Below are 19,722 nucleotides of genomic sequence, written 5' to 3'. Positions count from 1 at the left end.
GTCGCGCCAGCCCGACGCGTCGGCGAACGCGCCATGGACCAGGACGACGGTGGGTCCGGAATTCGTCGGCATCGCTGATCTCGCCTCTCGGTCCCTCGCGCATGGACATCCTCGAGCGGGATGCAGCACCGGGGGCCGGGGGGCCGGACCACGGAACCGTGGCCTCGTGATCAGGCTACGACGGCGGGACGTCCCGGCCACACCGCCATGTGCAGGCTGGTGTTCTCAGTCCGCGCCGCGGGGCACGGTGCGGGCCAGCGTCACGGGGGCGCGCGCGAACCACGCCTCGGTGACCAGCTCGCCCAGCTCGTCCGGGCCGATCCGATCGAGGTGCACGAGCACGCTGGCGTGCCCCTCGAAGTGCGGGGTCGTGAAGTAGACGTCCGGTTCCTCGGCGAGCAGGGCCTCCTTGACGCCGAGGTCGGGCACGCGCGCGCCGAGCACCGGGCCGGGCTGCTCCGACCAGCCGAGGTCGGCGAGGTCCCGGGCGCGCAGCGGGCGCTCCCAGACGAACAGCTTCCCCTTCACCTTCCACGACGCCGCACCGCCGAACGTCGGCAGCTCGGCCACGCCAGGTAGTGCCGTCGCGTGTCCGCGCACGTCGTCCCAGGTCGCCACGCATCCATTGTGAGCGGATCTCGCCGTCCTCGCGACGGCCTCCGCTCGTCAGCGCGGTTGGCCGACCTCGTAGGCGCCGTTCTCGTCGACCACGTCCACCGGGATCTGCTGCGGGCGCCCGTCGACGGTCGCGGTGCAGGAGAACGACGTGTCGGGCCGGACCCGTACGTCGTCGGGACAGCTCACGCCGGTGACCTGCCGGTGCCAGTCGCGCGTGACGACGTCACCGACCCCCCGCTCGACGGCCGCGCGGTCCAGCACGTCGTAGCGGGCGAACCTCGGACCGACCAGGAAGGCGAGCAACGCGACCACGACGGCCGCCAGCACGACGACGCCGAGCACCACGCCGAGGAGGACCCGGCGGATGCGGCGGCGCCGGGCCGGGTCCCGCTGCCGTGGCGGCGCGGGTGCCCAGCCGGTCTGCTGGCCGGTCGGGGGCGCCCCGTGCGGGAATCCCGGGTGCGGCCACGTCCCCGGGGTGGTCTGGCCGGCGGGGATGCCCGACGGCGGGGTGGGGTCGTCGTCGGGCCGCCCGGTGGCGCCGGGTGTGGATGTCTCCCCGGTCTGCGACCACCGGATACCGGTCGGCCGCGGCTCCGCAGGCTGCTCCGGACCGCGCGGCTCCGAGCTGGACTGCTCGGAGGTGTCCTGGTCCCGGGGGCGCTGGTCCGGGCCGTGCTCGGTCGCGGGGTGCTCGGTCGCGGGGTGGCCGGACCTGGCGGGACCGGACGTGGCGGGGCCGGACCCGGAAGGTTCCGGTGACGAGGTGGGCTCGCCTGCGGGGCCCGGCGACTCCTCGGCGCCGGGCTCCTCGGAGGCCCTCGGGCTCGTCACGCGGTCACACTCTCACGGACCGTCCCGCCCCGATCGCCGACCACACCGCGACGGGTACGTCACGCAGCGTTCGGGGCGTGCTCGGATGCCGGGTGTGCTCGTGATCAAGGAGGGGGCGAGGCCCCGTCAGGTCTCCCCCACGGCGACCACCCCGCGCCGGATCGCGCGCCCGGCGTCGGCCGCTGCCCGCCCGACCGGGTCCTCGACGCCGCAGACCGCGCGGATCTGGTCGAGCAGGTCGAGCACCTGGCGGCACCAGCGCACGAAGTCGCCCGCCGAGAGCTCGATCCCGTGCGACCGTGCCGACGAGAGCACCACCGACAGCGCGTCGCCCCGCGCCCAGCGGTGCACCGGCCAGGCGAAGCCGAGGTCGGGCTCGCGGGTGCGGTCGAGGTGGTGGCGGCGCTCGTCGGCCACGAGGTCCTGCCAGAGGTGCACGGTCGCGGTCACTGCGGACTCGGCGTCATCGGGGATCCGCGGCATGCCGCCGTCGTCGCGTCGTGAGTCGTAGACCAGCGACGACGCCACCGCGGCCAGCTCGGCGGGCCCGAGCCCGACCCACACCCCGTGGCGCAAGCACTCGGCGGCGAGCAGGTCGGACTCGCCCCAGAGCCGGGAGAGCCGCCGGCCGTCGGCGGTGAGCTCCTCGCCGTCCCCGTCGCATGGGCCGTGCTCCGGCCGGTCGACCAGGTACTCCCGCTCGGTCAACAGCCCGCGGATGCGGTCGAAGTTCCGCGCCAGGGAGTGCGTGGTGGTGCGGACCCGCTGCTCGAGCTGATCGTTCTCGCGGGCGAGCTTCGCGTGCCGTTCGGCCCAGCGGGCGCGGTCGTCTCGGTCAGCGCGGCCGTGCATCGGGTGGGAGCGCAGCGCCCGCCGCAGCGACGCGAGCTCCGGGTCCTCGTTGTCGGCCCCGCGACGGCGGCGCGCCCCCGGCCGGGAGGGCGGCTCGAGGCCGGTCTCGCGCAGCGCGTTCGCGAGGTCGCGGCGCACCCGCGGCACCTTGTGGTCCACCCGCTTCGGGAGCTTCATCGTGCCGAGCGCGGTGACCGGGTCGGGGAAGTCGGTGAGGGAGAGCCTCCCGGCCCAGCGGTCCTCGGTGAGCACCAGCGGGCGCGGTTCCATCCCGCGCCCGGAGCGGTCCACACCCGGGTCGATGACGACGGCGAGGCCGGCGCGCTTGCCGGAGGGGACGGCGATGACGTCCCCGGTCCGCAGGGCCTCCAGCGACGCCGAGGCCTCCGCCTTCTGCTGGGACCGGCCCTGCTTGGCAAGCTGCTTCTCGCGCTCGGAGAGCCGTCGCCGCAGGTCCATGTACTCCTGGAAGCCGGCGAGGGCCTCCTCGGTGCCGTCCTCGCCCGCCATCGCGTCGGCGTAGCCCGCGAGCGCCTCGCGGTTGCGCTCCACCCGCTTGGCGAGGTTGACCACGGAGCGGTCGGCCTGGAACTGCGCGAACGACTGCTCGAGCAGCTCCCGCGCATCGGAGATCCCGAGCCGGTCGACCAGGTTGACGGCCATGTTGTACCCGGGCCGGAACGACGACCGCAGCGGGTAGGTGCGCGTCGACGCGAGGCCCGCGACCTGCGCGGGGTCCATCCCCGGCGCCCAGAGCACCACCGCGTGGCCCTCGACGTCGATCCCGCGTCGCCCCGCCCGGCCGGTGAGCTGGGTGTACTCCCCCGGGGTCAGCTCGACGTGGGACTCGCCGTTGTACTTGACGAGCTTCTCGAGCACGACGGTCCGCGCAGGCATGTTGATCCCGAGCGCGAGCGTCTCCGTGGCGAACACGGCGCGCACCAGGCCGCGGACGAACAGCTCCTCGACGGTCTCCTTGAACGCGGGCAGCATCCCGGCGTGGTGGGCCGCGACGCCGCGCTCGAGGCCCTCGCGCCACTCCCAGTACCCCAGGACGTCCAGGTCGGAGTCGGGGAGCCCCGCACAGCGCCGGTCCACGACCGCACGGATCTCCTCGACCTCGGCCGCGTCGGTGAGGCGCAGCCCGGAGCGCACGCACTGGGTCACCGCGGCGTCGCACCCGGCGCGACTGAAGATGAACGTGATGGCCGGCAGCAGTCCTGCCGCGTCGAGGCGCTCGATGACGTCGACGCGCGACGGCGGGCGGTACGACGGCCCGGAGCGTCCGTGGCGGCCCGGCCCGGAGGCGCGGTCGTCGCGGCGGCCGTTCCCCCGCCCGCCGTCCCGTCCGCGTCGGGGCGGCGGCCCGGAACGGCCCCGCCGGTGCCCACCGCCGTCGCGGTCGACCTCGGCGACGGCCTTCGCGAGCGTGGGGTCGACCGTGACCGAGGGCTCGTCCCGCCCGGCCGTGGCCTCGCCCGCCGACGAGCCGGGCCCCGTCGCCTGCTTCGTCTCCTGGCTGAACAGGTCGAACATCCGCGGACCGACGACCATGTGCTGCCACAGCGGCACCGGCCGGGTCTCGTCGACGACGACGGTGGTGTCGCCGCGGACTTCGACGAGCCAGTCCCCGAACTCCTCGGCGTTGCTCACGGTGGCCGAGAGCGAGGCGAGCTGCACGTGGTCGGGCAGGTGGAGGATGACCTCCTCCCACACGGCGCCGCGGAAGCGGTCCGCGAGGTAGTGCACCTCGTCCATCACGACGTAGGCCAGGCCGTCCAGGGCCGGGGCGTCCGCGTAGAGCATGTTCCGGAGCACCTCGGTCGTCATGACGACGATCGGGGCGGACCCGTTGACGGCGCTGTCGCCGGTGAGCAGGCCGACCGCGTCCGCGCCGTGGCGGGCCGCGAGGTCGGCGTACTTCTGGTTCGACAGGGCCTTGATCGGCGTGGTGTAGAAGCACTTCTGGCCGCGGGCGAGCGCGAGGTGCACCGCGAACTCACCGACGACGGTCTTGCCCGCGCCGGTCGGCGCGCACACCAGGACGCCGTGGCCCTCCTCCAGCGCGAGGCACCCTCGGCGCTGGAAGTCGTCGAGCTCGAAGCTCAGGGTCGGGAGGAAGTTGCCGAGCTCAGGATGCGCGGTACGGGTGCGCGCCTGCGCGTAGGCCTCGGCGGGAGAGCGCATGGCCACCTTCCCACCGTGTCACACCCGGGGGGCACTCCGCTCGCGGAGGAGGCGGAAGGTCGTCACTCGCTGCGGCGTACCTCGTCCGGGACGGTCTCGCGGGCCGGCGCGGGAGCGGGGGACGGCGTGGGCGTGTCAGTAGGCGCCGCCTCGACCGGCTTCTGCTCGGAGCGCGCGTCGTCCTCCTTGAGTCCCCGGGTCTCGGCCTTGAAGACGCGCATCGACTGCCCGAGTCCGCGGGCCATGTCCGGCAGCTTCTTCGCGCTGAACAGCAGTATGACGCCGACGACCGCGACGATGATCCATTCGCTCATGCACTTCTCCCGTCGCTTCGCTCGCCCCGATGCGGAGCGCCTTCCGACAGCGGCACTGTCACCGCCGACTGTACCGGTGCCGTGATGTCCGGATCGTCCGTTCCGTGCAGGCGGTCCGACGGTTCCGGCTCCCCGGTCGGCGTGCTCGCGCGATCGCTGCGTCTGCGCGCCAGGCGCACCTGGATGGCGGCGACCCGCGCGCGCAGCATCCCGGTCCGGTCGGCGAGGAGGTCGGTGAACGCGCCGAGGACGGTCGTCGTCCGCCCCACGGCGCGCAGCGTCCCCATCAGGAGGAGCCCGAGCACCACGAGGGCCACGAGGACGACGACGATGCTCCAGACGATGGGACCGATCGACACGGCGCGGATCGTAACCCCCGTCCGCCGGCTCAGCCCTCGCCGTACGCCGCGAGCGCCTCGGTCGCCCGGTCGCCCCGGTCCACGGCGAGGTCCGCGGGCCAGAGCACCTCGACGTGCTCGCCGAGCCCGAGCAGCAGCCGCACCATCCACGCCCGGTCGCCGTAGCGCATCCGCACCCGCGCCCCGCCGTCGTCGTCGGCGACGACGTCCTCCATCGGGTAGTACTCCGCGACCCACCGGGCCGCCGGGGCGAGACGCAGCGCCGCGAGCTGCTGGCCGGGATCGGGGGTGAGCAGGCCCGCCGCGTCGGCCGGGACCTCGCGCGGGGTCGCCGTCGACGGGGGCGACGACGGCTCGTCGAGGACCTCGGCGTCGTCGATCCGGTCGAGCCGGAACATCCGGACGCCCTCGGCCCGACGGCACCACGCCTCGAGGTAGGTGCTGCCGTCGACGAGGAGCAGGCGCATCGGGTCGACGTCGCGGCGCCCGACGGCGTCCCGGGAGGCCGAGTAGTAGGTCAGGCGCAGCACGCGGTGGCGGGCCACGGCGTCGCGGACGGCGGAGTCGATGGTCGAGCTCCGCGTGGTCGGTTCCCCGGCGGCGCCGTTGCCGGGGGCGCGCCCGAGCCCGACCGCGACCGCGTCCTCCACCGGCCCGTCCCCGGCCTGCCCCGAGGCCTGCTCGATCTTCGCGAGGGCACGCTGCACGGCGTCGGTGTCGGCGACGCCGGGCGCGTCGGCGAGCGCGCGCAGCGCCACCGCGAGTGTCGCCGCCTCCGGGCCGGAGAGCCGCAGCGGGCGGGAGAGCCCCGCGTCGTAGACGACGGTGACCGTGTCGCCCTCGAAGGAGAGGTCGACGAGGTCGCCGGGGCCGTACCCGGGCAGGCCGCACATCCACAGCAGCTCGAGGTCGCGCCGCAGCTGCGACTCGGTGATCCCGAACTCCGCGGCGGCGTCGGCGACGGGGACCCCGGGTCGGGCCAGCAGCCACGGCACCAGCGTGAGCAGGCGGGGCAGGCGGTCGGTGACACCCTCGGTCGTCATCGCACGAGCTCCACGGGGGTCATCGGGCCGGCTCCGCGGCGGGGCTCGGCGTCGCACCGGTCGGCGCGTCGGCGTCGCGGGCGGCGCGCAGGGTCGCGATCACCGCGTCCCGCAGCTCCGGCGGGTCCAGCACCAGGGCGTCCGGACCGTGCCCGGCGATCCAGCGGGCCAGCTGGTCGATCCGGGAGAGGTCGAGCTCGACGACGTCGGGGTCGCCCTGCGGGTCGGGGCGGCCCGCGCGGCGCAGCCCGGCGGCGCGGCCGGGGACCAGGCGGACCCGGGCGGTGCCGGTCGGGGGCGGCGGGCCGGCCGACCGGGCGACGAGGTCGAGGAGGTCGACCCCCTCCGGCCGGGTGACCGCGCCGCGCGCCCCGGTGGCGGCGACGTCGCCCTCGATGCGTGAGAGCCGGAAGCAGCGGACGTCGTCGCGGTCGCGGTCGTGCCCCACGAGGTACCAGCGCCCGCGGTAGGACACCACGCCCCAGGGCTCGACGGTGCGGGTGCGGGCGTCGGCCGCGGGGTGCCCGCGGTGGGTGAAGGTGACGACGCGCCCGGCCCGCGCGGCGGCGAGGAGGGGCGCGAACGCCGGCTCGGTGGTGCGCACGCGCGGCTGCACCTCGGACGCGGCGGCCGGGTCGACCTCCACCCCCGCCGCGCGCAGCTTCGTCATGGCGGTGCGCGCGGCGCCCGCGAGCTGCGGGGAGTCCCAGAAGCGGGCCGCGAGCGCGACCGCGGTCGCCTCGTCGGGCGCGAGGGCGATGGCCCCGAGCTCGTAGTCGCCACGGGCGATGCGGTAGCCGTCGACGGTGTCGAACACCGACTGCCTGCCGGTCTCCAGCGGCACCCCGAGCTCGCGGAGCTCCGCCTTGTCCCGCTCGAACGTCCGGTAGAAGGCCTCGTCGGTGCGCGCTTCCTCGTACCCGGCGACGGTCGTGCGGATGCGCTCGGCCGTGAGGAACTGTCGGGTCGAGAGCAGCGCCAGCACGAGGTTCACCAGGCGCTCGGCCCGCGCGGTCGGAGGCGGCACGACGCCGAGGGTAACCGGGGCGAGCGGAGCGACGGGGGATATCCCGGCCCCTCGATCGACCGCGTGTTCGACTCCTCGGTGCGCGGTGCGTCCGGACGACGGTGGACCGCCGGGTCAGGCCGAGTCGGCTCCTCCCCGCGACGCGGAGCGGATCTCCAGTCGGCCCTGGTCGTTGCGGTCCACCTCGAAGCGGTACGTCTCCCGGGAGGTGCGGCCCTGCGAGGTGACGAACTCGAGCTGCGCGCGGGCCGAGGTGCCGTCGACCTGCACGTCGTCCGCGGTGACCGACGTGATGCTGCTCCAGAAGCGCTGGTACCCGCCGTACCCGCCGGAGGCGTCCTGGGCGTCGCCGGAGAGGTAGGACCAGGCGCCGGGGATGTCGCCGGGCAGGCTCCCGTAGTACGCCGACACGGTGCGCCCGACGTCGTCCTCGCTCACCGGATCCCCCGGGTTGCCCTGGAGGCCCGCGGGCTCGGGCGGCGCCGCGGTGCTCGGGCTGCCCGGGGAGAGCGGGGCGCCGGCGACGGGCGGCACGGTGTCCGGCGCGGCGACGGGCGGAATCGTGAGCGCGGGCGGCGTGGTGGTCGGCGCCGCCGCGTGCGGGGCCGCGGTGGCCTGCGGGGCGAGGTGACCCGACCGGGTCGGGCCGACCGCCGCCACCGCGGCCCCCACCCCGGCCGCCAGGACGACGGCCGAGACGGCGGCGACCGCGAGCACGCGGCGCCTGCCCGCGAACGGCCGCACCGCGCGGGAGGGCGTGGTCGGCGGACCGGTCCGGGACGGGCGCGGGGCCAGGGTGGCGTCGTCCTCGTCGTCGGGGTGCTCCGGTGTGCCCGTGCCGACCGACGGGGCGGTCGGCGGCCCCAGGGCGGGTGCGACCTCCGGCGCGTCGGTCGTGGCCGGCGTGGCGGGGTCGGCGGCCTCCCCCGGGGCGCCGGAGTCGGCCTCGTCGGGGACGGCGGTCGTCGGGGTGGCGAGCGGCGGGGCCGTGGCGGTCCCGGCGCCACGCGCGGCGCGGGCCGTGAGCGCGGAGCGCAGCAGGGTGGTCTCCGGACGGTGGGCGGGGTCCAGGCGCAGCATCGCCGAGAGCGGGCGCCCGAGCACCCCGGCTCGCATCGCGGGACGCAGCCGACCCTCGGCCATCGCGTGCAGCACCGCGAGCGTGTTGTCCAGCCGCCCGCACACCAGTTCGTTCTCGACGGCGGCGTAGAGCGTCGCGCCGAGAGAGAAGACGTCGGAGGCGGGCGTCGGGTCCCCGCCGCGGGCGACCTCGGGCGCGAAGTAGCCGGGCGTCCCGGCCACCACGCCGCCGCCGGTCGCCGTGGTGTCCCAGGACGCGCGGGAGACGCCGAAGTCGGTGAGCTTCGCGACGCCGTCGTCGGTGAGCAGGACGTTCCCCGGTTTGACGTCGCCGTGGACGATGCCCGCCTCGTGCACCGCGGTGAGCGCGTCGGCGATCTGCGCGCCGATCCACGCGACCTCGGCCGGCGGCAGCGGGCCGCGCTGCGCGAGCACCGTCGCGAGCGAGCGGGAGGGCAGGTACTCCATGACCAGCCACGGCATCGAGTCGTGGGTGACCACGTCGAACACCGCGATGGCGCGGGAGTGCACGACGCGCGCGGCGATCCGGCCCTCGCGCAGCGCGCGGCTGCGGGCGATCCGGACCTCGACCGGGTCGCCGTCGCGCGGCAGCGTCAGCTGCTTGACCGCGACGGTGCGCGACAACCGCCGGTCCCACGCCGTCCAGACCACGCCCATGGCGCCGGTGCCGATGCACTCGCCGACCCGGTAGCGGCCCCCGAGCAGCGTGCCCGCGACCCCGGGGTCCGGGACCGCGGGTTCGCGGTCGTGCAGGGTGCTCGGCTGCCCGCCCGGCGGCGTCACCCGGTCCGTGCGGTCATGGTGCTCCATGGCTCTCGTGCCTGCCGTCCTCGTGCTCGGTCGTGCGTTGGCTCGACGTCGCGGCCCCCCGCGACGGGTCCCCGACGGACCGGCCGATCACTCCGACGGCGTGACGATCGCTACAAGGTGGCGATCAACCGGTCCACCCGCTCGTCCACCGCGCGGAAGGGGTCCTTGCACAAGACGGTTCGTTGGGCCTGGTCGTTCAGTTTGAGATGGACCCAATCCACGGTGAAATCGCGACCGGCGTTCTGGGCGGCCGCGATGAAGTCGCCGCGGAGCTTCGCGCGGGTCGTCTGGGGCGGGGTGTCCTTGGCGGCCTCGATCTCGCCGTCGTCGGTGACCCGGTCGACGAGGTCCTTGCGCTGCAGCAGGTCGAACACCCCGCGACCCCGGCGGATGTCGTGGTAGGCGAGGTCGAGCTGGGCGATGCGCGGGCTGGAGAGCCCGAGGTCGCCCCGGGAGCGGTAGCGCTCGACGAGCTTGTGCTTGATGGCCCAGTCGATCTCGCGGTCGATCATCGAGAGGTCCTGGCGCTCGACGGCGTCGAGGGTGCGCCCCCAGAGCTCCAGCACGCGGTCGGTCACCGGGTCGCTCCCCCGGCGCGCCACGTGCTCCACCGCGCGGGCGTAGTACTCGCGCTGGATGTCCAGTGCGCCGGCCTCGCGCCCGCCGGCGAGGCGCACCGGGCGGCGGCCGGTCAGGTCGTGGCTGATCTCGCGGATCGCGCGGATCGGGTTGTCCAGGGTGAAGTCCCGGAACTGGATCCCCTGCTCGATCATCTCCAGCACGAGGTGCGTGGTGCCGACCTTGAGCAGCGTCGTCACCTCGGACATGTTCGAGTCCCCGACGATGACGTGCAGCCGCCGGTAGCGCTCGGCGTCGGCGTGCGGCTCGTCGCGGGTGTTGATGATCGGGCGGCTCCGCGTGGTCGCGGAGGACACGCCCTCCCAGATGTGCTCGGCGCGCTGGGAGAGGCAGTACACGGCGCCGCGCGGGGTCTGCAGCACCTTGCCGGCGCCCGCGATGAGCTGGCGGGTCACCAGGAACGGGAGCAGCACGTCCGCGATGCGGGAGAACTCCCCGGAACGGCCGACCAGGTAGTTCTCGTGGCAGCCGTACGAGTTGCCCGCCGAGTCGGTGTTGTTCTTGAACAGGAAGATGTCCCCGCCGATGCCCTCGTCGGCCAGGCGGCGCTCGGCGTCGAGCAGCAGGTCCTCGAGGATCCGCTCCCCCGCCTTGTCGTGCGCCACGAGCTGCTCGAGCGAGTCGCACTCCGCGGTGGCGTACTCGGGGTGCGAGCCGACGTCCAGATAGAGCCGTGACCCGTTGCGCAGGAAGACGTTCGAGGAGCGACCCCAGGACACCACTCGCCGGAACAGGTAGCGAGCCACCTCGTCCGGCGAGAGGCGTCGCTGACCATGGAAGGTGCAGGTCACCCCGAACTCGGTCTCGATGCCGTAGATCCGCCGCTGCATGCCCTCCAGCCTAAGCGACGAGAGGGCCATCGGGAGCCCTTCGCGCGGCCCCGACGACGGCGCGGGGCGAACCGGACACCGGGGTCTAGGGTGCCGTCACATGCCTCTCCGGCGGCGTGCACGCCGCACGCAGGTGACCGCGCAGTCCGCCGCCCAGGCGGCCGCGCAGGTGGTCCTGCCGCAGACGATCACTTCCGGAGCCCGGGCCGGGCTGCGCCGCAGCCGACGGACGCTGCGGCCGGTGGGCCGGCTGGACCGGCGGCTCACGGGCGCGATCGGGCGGCTGCCGCTGAGCCCGGTCGACGACGCCATGCTCGCCCTCACCCGGTCGGCCAACCACAGCGGGCTGTGGTTCGCGGCGGCGTCCGTGCTGGTCGCGGGGACGCGACGCACCCGACGCGGCGCCATGCGCGGGGTGATGGCGATCGGCCTGGCCAGCCTCGCCGCGAACGGGGCCCTCAAGCCACTGGTCCCCCGCAGGCGCCCCGCCGCCGACCTGCTGCCCACGCAGCGTGCCCTGCCCGACCGTCCGACGTCGTCGTCGTTCCCGTCGGGTCACTCCGCGTCGGCGATGGCCTTCGCGGTCGGCGTGGCGCTGGAGAGCCCGCGCACCGGCCTGGTGCTCGCGCCGCTCGCGGCCACCGTCGCCTACTCGCGGGTCCACGTGGGCGTCCACTGGAGCAGCGACGTCGCCCTCGGCTCGGCCCTGGGCGCCGGGGTCGCGCTGCTCACCCAGCGCTGGCTGCCGGTCCGCCCGACCGACGAGGCCATCGCGCGGCCGTGGGCAGGCGCGCCGGAGCTCGTCGACGGCGAGGGCCTCTCGATGGTGGTCAACTCCGGGTCCGGCCGGCCCGGCACCGATCCCGTCGAGGAGATCGCGGAGCGGCTCCCCAAGGCGCACCTGGTCCGGCTGGACCCGGGCGACGACCTGATCGCCCTCCTGCAGGAGGCGGCCGCGCACCCCGGGACCCGGGCGCTGGGGATCGCGGGCGGCGACGGGTCGGTCGCCGCCGCGGCGCGGATCGCCGAGGACCTCGACCTGCCGCTGGCCGTGATGCCCGCCGGCACCCTGAACCACTTCGGGCGTGACGTGGGCGTGTACGACCTGCAGGAGGTCGTCGACGCCACCGGGTCCGGCGAGGCCGTGGCGGTCGACGTGGCCGAGCTCCGGGCCTACTCCGCCTCGACGGGCCCCGCGGGCGGCGAGCGGGTGGTGTTCGTCAACACCGCGTCCTTCGGCGGCTACCCGGAGATGGTCCGCGAGCGCGAGCAGTGGGAGGGCCGCTGGGGGAAGTGGCCTGCGGCGTCGGCGGCGCTGATCCTCACGCTCGTGCGGGCCCGGCCGATCCGGTGCCGGATCGACGGCGTCACGACGCCGGTGTGGATGCTCTTCGTCGGCAACGGGCCCTACGCCCCGTCGGGCATGGCGCCCTCCTACCGGCCCCGCCTGGACAGCGGCCTGCTCGAGGTCCGCTACCTACGCGCCGACCGCCGGTTCTCCCGGGCCCGCGCCGTGATCGGGCTGCTGCTGGGGACGCTCGGCCACACCCGCACCTACGTCGAGCACACCGCCAGGACGTTGGACGTGGAGCTGCTCGACGGGCCGGTCGAGGTCGCGACCGACGGCGAGGTCATGGTCTCGGGCGAGCGGTTGTGCTTCTCGGTGGCCGACCACCAGATCCCGGTCTACCGCCGCGACGAGACCCAGTGGCCGGAGCGCACCTCGACCTGGTGACGGGGCCGCCTGAGTGGGTGGCGCCCTGCACTCGTCAGGTGACAGCGATGGACCATTGCTGTCGTTCCTGGCGTGCCGGGGCGGGTCAGGCGTCCGCGCCGCCCGCGCCGGACACTTCGTCGCCCGCGCCGGTGTCCTCGGCGGCAGCCTCGTCGGATCCCGACGACGCTCCCTCGGGCAGCAGCGCCGCGAGCGCCGCCCCGGACACCCGGCGGAACGCCCGCCGGTCGCGGCGCGCGCGGTCCAGCAGGGCGACCTCGAGCGCGTCCACGCCCAGGCTGCGGTCCTCCGAGCTCGATGATGACGACGAGGAGGACGACGTCGACGACCCGTTCTGGGCCTGCAGCGCGTCGAGCGCGATCCGCAGCGCTCCACGGGTGTCCAGGCCCTCCTGGTAGGAGGACTTGAGGGCCGCCGAGACCGGCTCCGTCGTCCCGCCCATCACCACGAACTGCGGCTCGTCGGAGATCGAGCCGTCGTAGGTGATGCGGAAGAGCTGGTCGCGGTCGGCGCTCTCCCCCACCGAGGCCACGCAGAGCTCCACCTCGAAGGGCTTCTGCTGCTCGATGAAGCTCGCGCCGAGGATCTGGGCGTACGCGTTGGCCAGGGCCCGCCCGGAGACGTCGCGACGGTCGTACGAGTAGCCCTGCACGTCGGCGTAGCGGATACCGGCGCGGCGCAGGTTCTCGAACTCGTTGTAGCGCCCGACGGCCGCGAACCCGAGCTGGTCGTAGATCTCGGAGACCTTGCGCAGCGACTTCGAGCGGTTCTCCGCGACGAACAGCACGCCGTCGGCGCACGTCAGCACCACCACGCTGCGACCGCGGGAGATGCCCTTGCGGGCGAGCTCCGAGCGGTCGCGCATCAGCTGGTCGACCGACGCGTAGAACGGCATCGTCATGGCGGGGAGGCTCCTCTACCGAGGTGGTGCGGGCAGGTGACGGGGGTCCGGGCTCAGCCGCCGGGACGCTCGCGGCGGCCGGCGACGACGGCCTCGGCGACCGTCTGCACGTCCTCCTGGGGCAGCCGGACGGCGCCCTCCGCGTCGATCGCGACGACGACGGGGTAGATGTTGCGGATCGTGTCCGGCCCGCCGGTCGCCGAGTCGTCGTCGGCGGCGTCGTAGAGGGCCTCGACGACGGTGCGCACGCAGGCACCGCGGTCGGCGGAGGGGTCGTGGAGCTTCTTCAGCGAGGACTTCGCGAACAGCGACCCGGAGCCCACCCCGGCGTACCCGACGTGCTCCTCGTAGCGCCCGCCGACGACGTCGTAGGACACGATGCGCCCCGCCCGGGCCGGGTCGGCGGCCTCGGCGTCGAAGCCCGCGAAGAGTGGCACGAAGGACAGTCCCTGCATTGCGGCGCCGAGGTTGCCGCGGATCATCGAGGCCAGCTTGTTCGACTTGCCGTCGAAGGTCAGCGGCACGCCCTCGAGCTTCTCGTAGTGCTGCAGCTCGACGGTGAACAGCCGGAGCGCGTCGACCGCGATCCCGGCCGTGCCCGCGATCCCGGCCGCCGAGTAGTCGTCGGTGACGTAGACCTTGTCCATGTCCCGCTGGGAGATCAGGTTGCCCATGGTCGCCCGGCGGTCACCGGCGATCACGACGCCGCCGGAGAACACCGCCGCCACGATCGTCGTGCCGTGGGGCACCGAGGCGAGACCCTCCGGGGTCAGGCCGCGACCGTCGGAGGACGGGAGCAGGTCGGGGCGGGCGTTGGCGAGGAAGTCGACGAACGAGGACGTGCCGGCGTCGAAGTACGCGGCGGGCAGCCCCGGGTGGACCCGGGACGACAGGCCAGCAGGAGTCTCCATCGGCGGTCGTCGCTCCTCAATGTCGCGGGCGGACGGATCCGCCGTGGTCGGGCCGTGTCACGGGTCGGGGCACCCTGCCGGGACGTCCCCGTCAGACAGCGCGGCGGGCCGGAACCCTAGTCCCGGCCCGCCGCGTCCGCACTGCCGACTCACCGCGCCGTCAGGGGCGCGGGAGTGGTGTCACTGGCCACCCTTCTGCACGTAGGCACGCACGAAGTCCTCGGCGTTCTCCTCGAGGACGTCGTCGATCTCGTCGAGGATGGTGTCGGTGTCCTCGCCGAGTTTCTCGCGGCGCTCCTGGCCCGCGCCGGTGGCGTCCTCGCCACCGTCGCCGTCGTCCCCACCGCCCTGCCGCTGGGTCTGTTCCTGCGCCATGGCTGCCTCCCGGGTGCTGAAGGTGTTGCGTCCACGACCCTACCCGGCCGGGGCCCCGCGGAGCGGGATGAACATCACGTCCGCGTCAGCCGCGGGTCAGTGCCTCCACCAGCGCGGTGGCGTTCGCGGAGTTGTCGATGAGCTCGCCGACGTGCCCGCGGGTGCCGCGCAGCGGTTCCAGGGTCGGGATCCGGACCAGCGACTCGCGTCCGAGATCGAAGATGACCGAGTCCCACGACGCGGCCGCGACCTCGGTCGGGTAGCGCTCCAGACAACGGCCGCGGAAGTAGGCGCGGGTGTCCTCGGGGGGCTCGGTGACGGCCTTGCGGACGTCGTCCTCGCTGACCAGGCGCTTGATCGAGCCGCGCGTGACCAGGCGGTTGTAGAGCCCCTTGGCCTGGCGGACGTCGGAGTACTGCAGGTCGATGAGCGAGAGCTTCGGCGAGTCCCAGGGGAGGTTGTCGCGGTCGCGGTAGTTCTGGAGCAGCTTGAGCTTGGCCACCCAGTCCAGCCGGTCGGCGCAGGCGAGCGGGTCGCGCTCGAGGTCGTCGAGCACCGTGCCCCAGATGTCGAGGACCTCCTGGGTCATGGCGTCGATCTCCCCGCCCTGGGTGTCCTCCTCGTGCTTCCAGGCCCGCTCGAAGTACTCCCGCTGAATCTCCAGGGCGGTCATCGTGGAGCCGTTCGCGAGCTCGACCTTCGTCTGAAGGGTGGGGTCGTGGCTGATCCGATGGACGGAACGCACTGGCTCGAGCAGCCGAAGGTCGTCGAAGCGGATGCCGTCCTCGATCATCGAGAGCACCAACGCCGCGGTGCCGACCTTGAGGAACGTCGAGTACTCCGAGAGGTTCGCGTCCCCGATGATCACGTGGAGGCGGCGGTACTTGTCGGCGTCGGCGTGCGGCTCGTCGCGGGTGTTGATGATCCCGCGCTTGAGCGTGGTCTCGAGGCCGACCTCCACCTCGATGTAGTCCGAGCGCTGGGAGAGCTGGTAGCCGGGCTCGTCGCCGGAGGCCCCGAGCCCGACGCGCCCTGCCCCGGTGACGACCTGGCGGGAGACGAAGAACGGCGTGAGCCCGGTGATGATCGACGGGAACGGCGTCTGGCGCTTGCACAGGTAGTTCTCGTGCGAGCCGTAGGAGGCGCCCTTGCCGTCGATGTTGTTCTTGTAGAGCTGGATGCGCCCGGTCCCGGGGACGGTGGCGGCGCGCTCGGCCGCGTCCTCCATCACCCGCTCGCCCGCCTTGTCCCAGATGACCGCCCCGCGCGGGGTCGTCACCTCGGGAGCTGAGAACTCCGGGTGTGCGTGGTCGACGTAGAGCCGGGCGCCGTTGGTGAGGATGACGTTCGCGGCACCGAGGTCGTCGAGGTCCCCGGTGTCCGGCGGCGGGCCGGCGCTCGGGCCCAGATCGAACCCGCGCGCGTCGCGCAGCGGGGACTCCACCTCGTAGTCCCACCGGGCACGCCGGGCCCGGGGGACCTCCGCGGCGGCGGCGTAGGCCAGGACGACCTGGGTGGAGGTGATGACGGGGTTCGCCGTCGGGTCACCCGGGACGGAGATGCCGTACTCGATCTCGGTGCCCATGATGCGCCGCGCGGTCATGCACCCGACCCTAGTTGTCCGTCGCTCCGGCCGCCGTCGTCCGGGCGGCCGTGTCCGGCGCTTCCGCCGGTGCCCGCCGCCACACCAGGACGAAGACGACGATCCCCGCGAGCGCCGCCACCACCATCGTCAGGCCCATCGGCACGGCCGTGGTGCCGGCCCCGATGCCCACCAGCGGGGCCGCGAATCCGCCGACGAGGAACTGCGAGGTCCCGAGCAGGGCCGAGGCGCTCCCGGCGCGCGAGGGGTGCCCGGCGAGCGCGAGCGTGGTCGCCGACGGCAGCACGAACCCGACCCCGCAGACGGTGACGAACAGGCCGGGGAGCAGTGCCCAGGGGCCCGCGGGCGTCAGCGCCCCGACCAGGACCGACGCCGAGCCCGCCAGGGTCGTGGCGAGGCCGGTCCCCACCATCCGCTGCGGCGACGCCCGTTCCGCCGCGACGAGGCGGCCCGCGACCTGGGTGGCCGCGACGATCCCCACCGAGTTGATCGCGAACACCCCGCTGAACGCCTGCGGTGAGAGCCCGTAGAGGTCCTGCAGCACGAAGGTGGATCCCGAGATGTAGGCGAACATCGCCGCGAAGCCGAGGCCGGCCGCGCAGACGCAGGCGACCACCCGTCGGTCACCGAGCAGGATGCGGAACGCCTCGCCGGTGGTGCGCAGTCCGGCCAGCGCTCCCCCGCCGCGGGCCCGGGCGTCGCGGGGCAGGGTCTCGGGGACCGCCAGCAGCACCCCGACCGCGAGCACGAGGCCCAGGACGGCGAGCACCACGAACACCCCGCGCCACGACGTGACGCGCAGGATCTGGCCGCCGAGGACCGGGGCCACGATCGGCGCGGCCCCCGAGACGAGCATCAGCGCCGCGAACCCGCGGGCGGCGGCGGGACCGTCGAAGAGGTCGCGGACCACGGCCCGCGCCAGCACGATCCCGACGGCCCCGAGCAGTCCCTGGCCGAGTCGCAGCGCGAGGAGCGTGCCGACGTCGGGGGCGACGGCGCACGCCGCGGAGAACAGCGCGAAGCCGACCGCGCCGGCCAGCAGCGGCCCGCGACGCCCGAGGACGTCGGAGAGCGGCCCGGCGACGAGTTGTCCCACGGCCAGGCCGACGATGCACGCCGTCAGGGTCAGCGCCACCAGTGGGGCGGAGGCGCGCAGGTCGGCCGTGACCCCGGGCAGCGCCGGGAGGTAGGTGTCGATCGAGAGCGGCGCGGCCCCGGTGAGTCCGCCGAGCACGGCCAGTCGCGCTCCGCGTCGCAGGCGTCCCGCCTGCTGTGGGCGTCCCGCTCCCGGCGTGGCGCCCGGGGCGCTCACCCGGCGGCGCCGTCGTCGGGGGTGTCGAGGCGGGTGGCGGGCTCGATGGCGATGACGGGATCGGTGTCGGCGTCCGGGGCGAGCCAGCGCAGCAGGTGGTCGTGGACGCGGGGGTCGTTGAGCAGGTGGAAGTGGTGTGACGACGGCAGCGTCTCGACGTCGGCGATCGCGCCGCGCGCCGAGTCCACGGGCACGAACAGGTCACCGAGGATCGGCGCGAGGGGGTGGTGCTCGCTGGCGGTGAGGCACGCGGCGACCCCGTGATGGGTGGAGTGCGCGAGCAGCGGGACGTCGGTGTCCGCGACGCCCGCGACGAGGTCGCGGATGCCCGCCGAGCGCCGGTCGAGGAACTCGCCCCAGGTGCGGGAGTTGGCGTAGCGGGCCAGGCGGGACGCGAGCCGGTCCACCCCGTGGGCCAGCGGTGCCCCCCGGTGCGGCGAGCCCAGGTAGACCATCCGGCGGACGGCCCTGACCCAGGGTTCTCCGGCGACGACGGCGGCGTGGCAGGCGTGGCGCAGCACCAGGCCGCCCATCGAGTGCCCGACGAGGTCGAGGCGGCGGATCGGGACCGGCCAGCGCTCGGTCAGCTCGGCGAGCAGCACCGAGAGGGCGGCGCCGTTGTGGGCGATCCGCATCCCGGTGTTGTAGCGCAGCAGCAGCGGCACGGCCCCGACCGACGACGCGATCCGCTCGGCGTAGCCCTCCCCCGCGCTCTGCTCGTCGGCCAGCCGCCAGGCGTGCTCGGTCTCGCTGAGCCCGTGGACGAAGAGCACCACGTGCCCGAGGTCGCGCTCCGGGTGGTCGGCCACGACGGCGCGGATCGCCTCGGTGGAACCCAGCGGGAGTTCGGCGTGCCGGGGCTCGCCCTCGGCGTCGACGGTGGAGGTGTGCAGCGTCATGGGGACGGCGAGGTCGTTCTGCAGGGCCACCATGTGGTCGCCGACGATGCCGTTCACCGCGCCCGTGATCACCGCGCCCGCGGGCCGCGAGGTGATCGGGGTCCACTCGGTGCGCCCGGAGCCGGCCCGGTAGATCTCGGCCGCCACGCCGACCCCGGTGCCCGCGACGTGCCCGATCCCGCGCACGGCCGCGTAGACGCCGCCGGTGATGCCGTCGTGCAGCACCTGGACGGGCTTGGACGCCGGGCCGAGGCCCACCTTGCCCAGCGCCGAGAACACGGTGTCCGAGATCGCGCGGTGGGTGCCCTCGACGGGCCTCGACACGATGTCGACGGCCTCGGACGCGACACCGGCCGCCCCCCGGACCTCGTTGCGAGGTGCGGGGAGCGGCCGGTCGGACGGTGTCGTTCCAGAGCCGTGCTCGTCGTCCCGAGCGCCGTCGGAGGTCATGCCGCCGACGGTACCCGGTACCCGGGGACTACAGGTACTGCCCGGTGTTCGACGCGGTGTCGATCTCCTTGCCCTGCGATGCGCCCTTCCCGGTGACGAGCGTGCGGATGTAGACGATCCGCTCGCCCTTCTTGCCCGAGATGCGGGCCCAGTCGTCGGGGTTGGTCGTGTTCGGCAGGTCCTCGGACTCGGCGAACTCGTCCACCACGGCGTCGAGCAGGTGCTGCACCCGCAGACCGGACTGCTTGGTCTCCAGGTGCGACTTGATGGCCGACTTCTTGGCTCGTCCCACGATGTTCTCGATCACCGCGCCGGAGTTGAAGTCCTTGAAGTACAGGACCTCCTTGTCCCCGTTGGCGTAGGTGACCTCGAGGAACCGGTTGTCGTCGGTCTCGGCGTACATCCGCTCGACGACCCGCTCGATCATGCCGTCGAGGCACGCCTGGCGGTTGCCGCCGAACTCGGCGACGTCCTCCTCGTGCACGGGCAGCCCCTCGATGAGGTACTTCCCGAAGATGTCGATCGCCGCCTCGGCGTCGGGGCGTTCGATCTTGATCTTCACGTCGAGTCGGCCGGGGCGCAGGATCGCGGGGTCGATCATGTCCTCGCGGTTGGACGCGCCGATCACGATGACGTTCTCGAGCCCCTCGACACCGTCGATCTCGCTCAGGAGCTGCGGGACGATCGTCGTCTCGACGTCGCTGGAGACACCCGAGCCACGGGTCCGGAAGATCGAGTCCATCTCGTCGAAGAACACGATCACCGGGGTGCCCTCGGACGCCTTCTCGCGCGCCCGCTGGAAGATCATCCGGATGTGCCGCTCGGTCTCGCCGACGAACTTGTTGAGCAGCTCCGGGCCCTTGATGTTGAGGAAGTGCGCCTTGACGTCGCGGCTGTCCTCGCCGCGGGTCTCCGCGACCTT

The 19,722-nt window shown here is 74.1% G+C and carries 17 protein-coding genes; 1 reads left to right on the top strand and 16 read right to left on the bottom strand.

The annotated features are described in order from the left end of the window. Window positions 1-225 precede the first annotated feature (225 nt). From VGI02_RS25160 to pafA, 9 genes are all read right to left on the bottom strand, one after another. Window positions 226-618 carry an MmcQ/YjbR family DNA-binding protein gene (locus tag VGI02_RS25160; protein ID WP_331632080.1) on the bottom strand — a complete coding sequence of 131 codons (393 nt, stop codon included), beginning with the start codon at window positions 616-618 and terminating at the stop codon, window positions 226-228. Window positions 619-666: 48 nt separating this feature from the next. Further along, window positions 667-1,452: a DUF4333 domain-containing protein gene (locus VGI02_RS25155; protein WP_331632078.1), complete on the bottom strand. Its 786-nt coding sequence runs from the start codon at window positions 1,450-1,452 to the stop codon at window positions 667-669. A gap of 126 nt (window positions 1,453-1,578) precedes the next feature. Continuing rightward, window positions 1,579-4,491 carry a DEAD/DEAH box helicase gene (locus tag VGI02_RS25150; protein ID WP_331632076.1) on the bottom strand — a complete coding sequence of 971 codons (2,913 nt, stop codon included), beginning with the start codon at window positions 4,489-4,491 and terminating at the stop codon, window positions 1,579-1,581. A gap of 62 nt (window positions 4,492-4,553) precedes the next feature. Continuing rightward, window positions 4,554-4,805, bottom strand: a complete 252-nt coding sequence (tatA, locus tag VGI02_RS25145; protein ID WP_331632074.1) for a Sec-independent protein translocase subunit TatA — start codon at window positions 4,803-4,805, stop codon at window positions 4,554-4,556. Beyond that, window positions 4,802-5,164, bottom strand: coding sequence for a hypothetical protein (locus VGI02_RS25140; protein WP_331632072.1), 363 nt, complete (start codon window positions 5,162-5,164; stop codon window positions 4,802-4,804). The genes tatA and VGI02_RS25140 overlap by 4 nt, the downstream gene beginning before the upstream one ends. Before the next feature lie 29 nt (window positions 5,165-5,193). Continuing rightward, window positions 5,194-6,207 carry a helix-turn-helix transcriptional regulator gene (locus VGI02_RS25135; protein WP_331632070.1) on the bottom strand — a complete coding sequence of 338 codons (1,014 nt, stop codon included), beginning with the start codon at window positions 6,205-6,207 and terminating at the stop codon, window positions 5,194-5,196. Between the two features lie 19 nt (window positions 6,208-6,226). Then, entirely contained in the window at window positions 6,227-7,234 is a 1,008-nt protein-coding gene (locus VGI02_RS25130) for a helix-turn-helix transcriptional regulator (protein WP_331632067.1), read from the bottom strand. 114 nt (window positions 7,235-7,348) lie between these two features. After that, window positions 7,349-9,145, bottom strand: a complete 1,797-nt coding sequence (locus VGI02_RS25125; protein ID WP_331632065.1) for a serine/threonine-protein kinase — start codon at window positions 9,143-9,145, stop codon at window positions 7,349-7,351. Between the two features lie 110 nt (window positions 9,146-9,255). Next, window positions 9,256-10,614, bottom strand: coding sequence for a Pup--protein ligase (gene pafA / locus VGI02_RS25120; RefSeq protein ID WP_331632063.1), 1,359 nt, complete (start codon window positions 10,612-10,614; stop codon window positions 9,256-9,258). A 133-nt stretch (window positions 10,615-10,747) separates the two neighbouring features. Here pafA and VGI02_RS25115 point away from each other — a divergent pair, with 133 nt between their 5' ends. Continuing rightward, window positions 10,748-12,349, top strand: coding sequence for a bifunctional phosphatase PAP2/diacylglycerol kinase family protein (locus tag VGI02_RS25115; RefSeq protein WP_331632061.1), 1,602 nt, complete (start codon window positions 10,748-10,750; stop codon window positions 12,347-12,349). 85 nt (window positions 12,350-12,434) lie between these two features. On the opposite strand, the gene prcA is transcribed toward VGI02_RS25115, so the two are convergent. The 7 genes from prcA to VGI02_RS25080 all read right to left on the bottom strand — a co-directional run. Continuing rightward, entirely contained in the window at window positions 12,435-13,250 is an 816-nt protein-coding gene (gene prcA, locus VGI02_RS25110) for a proteasome subunit alpha (RefSeq protein WP_331632059.1), read from the bottom strand. Between the two features lie 53 nt (window positions 13,251-13,303). Next, window positions 13,304-14,161 carry a proteasome subunit beta gene (prcB, locus tag VGI02_RS25105; protein ID WP_331632057.1) on the bottom strand — a complete coding sequence of 286 codons (858 nt, stop codon included), beginning with the start codon at window positions 14,159-14,161 and terminating at the stop codon, window positions 13,304-13,306. 180 nt (window positions 14,162-14,341) lie between these two features. Beyond that, entirely contained in the window at window positions 14,342-14,536 is a 195-nt protein-coding gene (locus VGI02_RS25100) for a ubiquitin-like protein Pup (RefSeq protein ID WP_331632055.1), read from the bottom strand. A gap of 85 nt (window positions 14,537-14,621) precedes the next feature. Then, window positions 14,622-16,139: a depupylase/deamidase Dop gene (gene dop / locus VGI02_RS25095; protein ID WP_331632053.1), complete on the bottom strand. Its 1,518-nt coding sequence runs from the start codon at window positions 16,137-16,139 to the stop codon at window positions 14,622-14,624. 10 nt (window positions 16,140-16,149) lie between these two features. Beyond that, window positions 16,150-17,451 (bottom strand): multidrug effflux MFS transporter, encoded by a 1,302-nt coding sequence (locus VGI02_RS25090; RefSeq protein ID WP_331632051.1) that lies wholly within the window; start codon window positions 17,449-17,451, stop codon window positions 16,150-16,152. Next, window positions 17,448-18,800: an alpha/beta hydrolase gene (locus VGI02_RS25085; protein WP_331632049.1), complete on the bottom strand. Its 1,353-nt coding sequence runs from the start codon at window positions 18,798-18,800 to the stop codon at window positions 17,448-17,450. The genes VGI02_RS25090 and VGI02_RS25085 overlap by 4 nt, the downstream gene beginning before the upstream one ends. A gap of 28 nt (window positions 18,801-18,828) precedes the next feature. Next, window positions 18,829-19,722, bottom strand: an 894-nt coding sequence (locus VGI02_RS25080; RefSeq protein ID WP_331632047.1) for an AAA family ATPase, incomplete at its 5' end; no start/stop codon positions are given.

The sequence above is a fragment of the Actinomycetospora sp. genome, assembly GCF_036497245.1.
Classification (GTDB): domain Bacteria; phylum Actinomycetota; class Actinomycetes; order Mycobacteriales; family Pseudonocardiaceae; genus Actinomycetospora.
The sequence above is the reverse complement of the archived record's forward strand: the minus strand, read 5'-3'. Positions and strand labels throughout refer to the sequence as shown.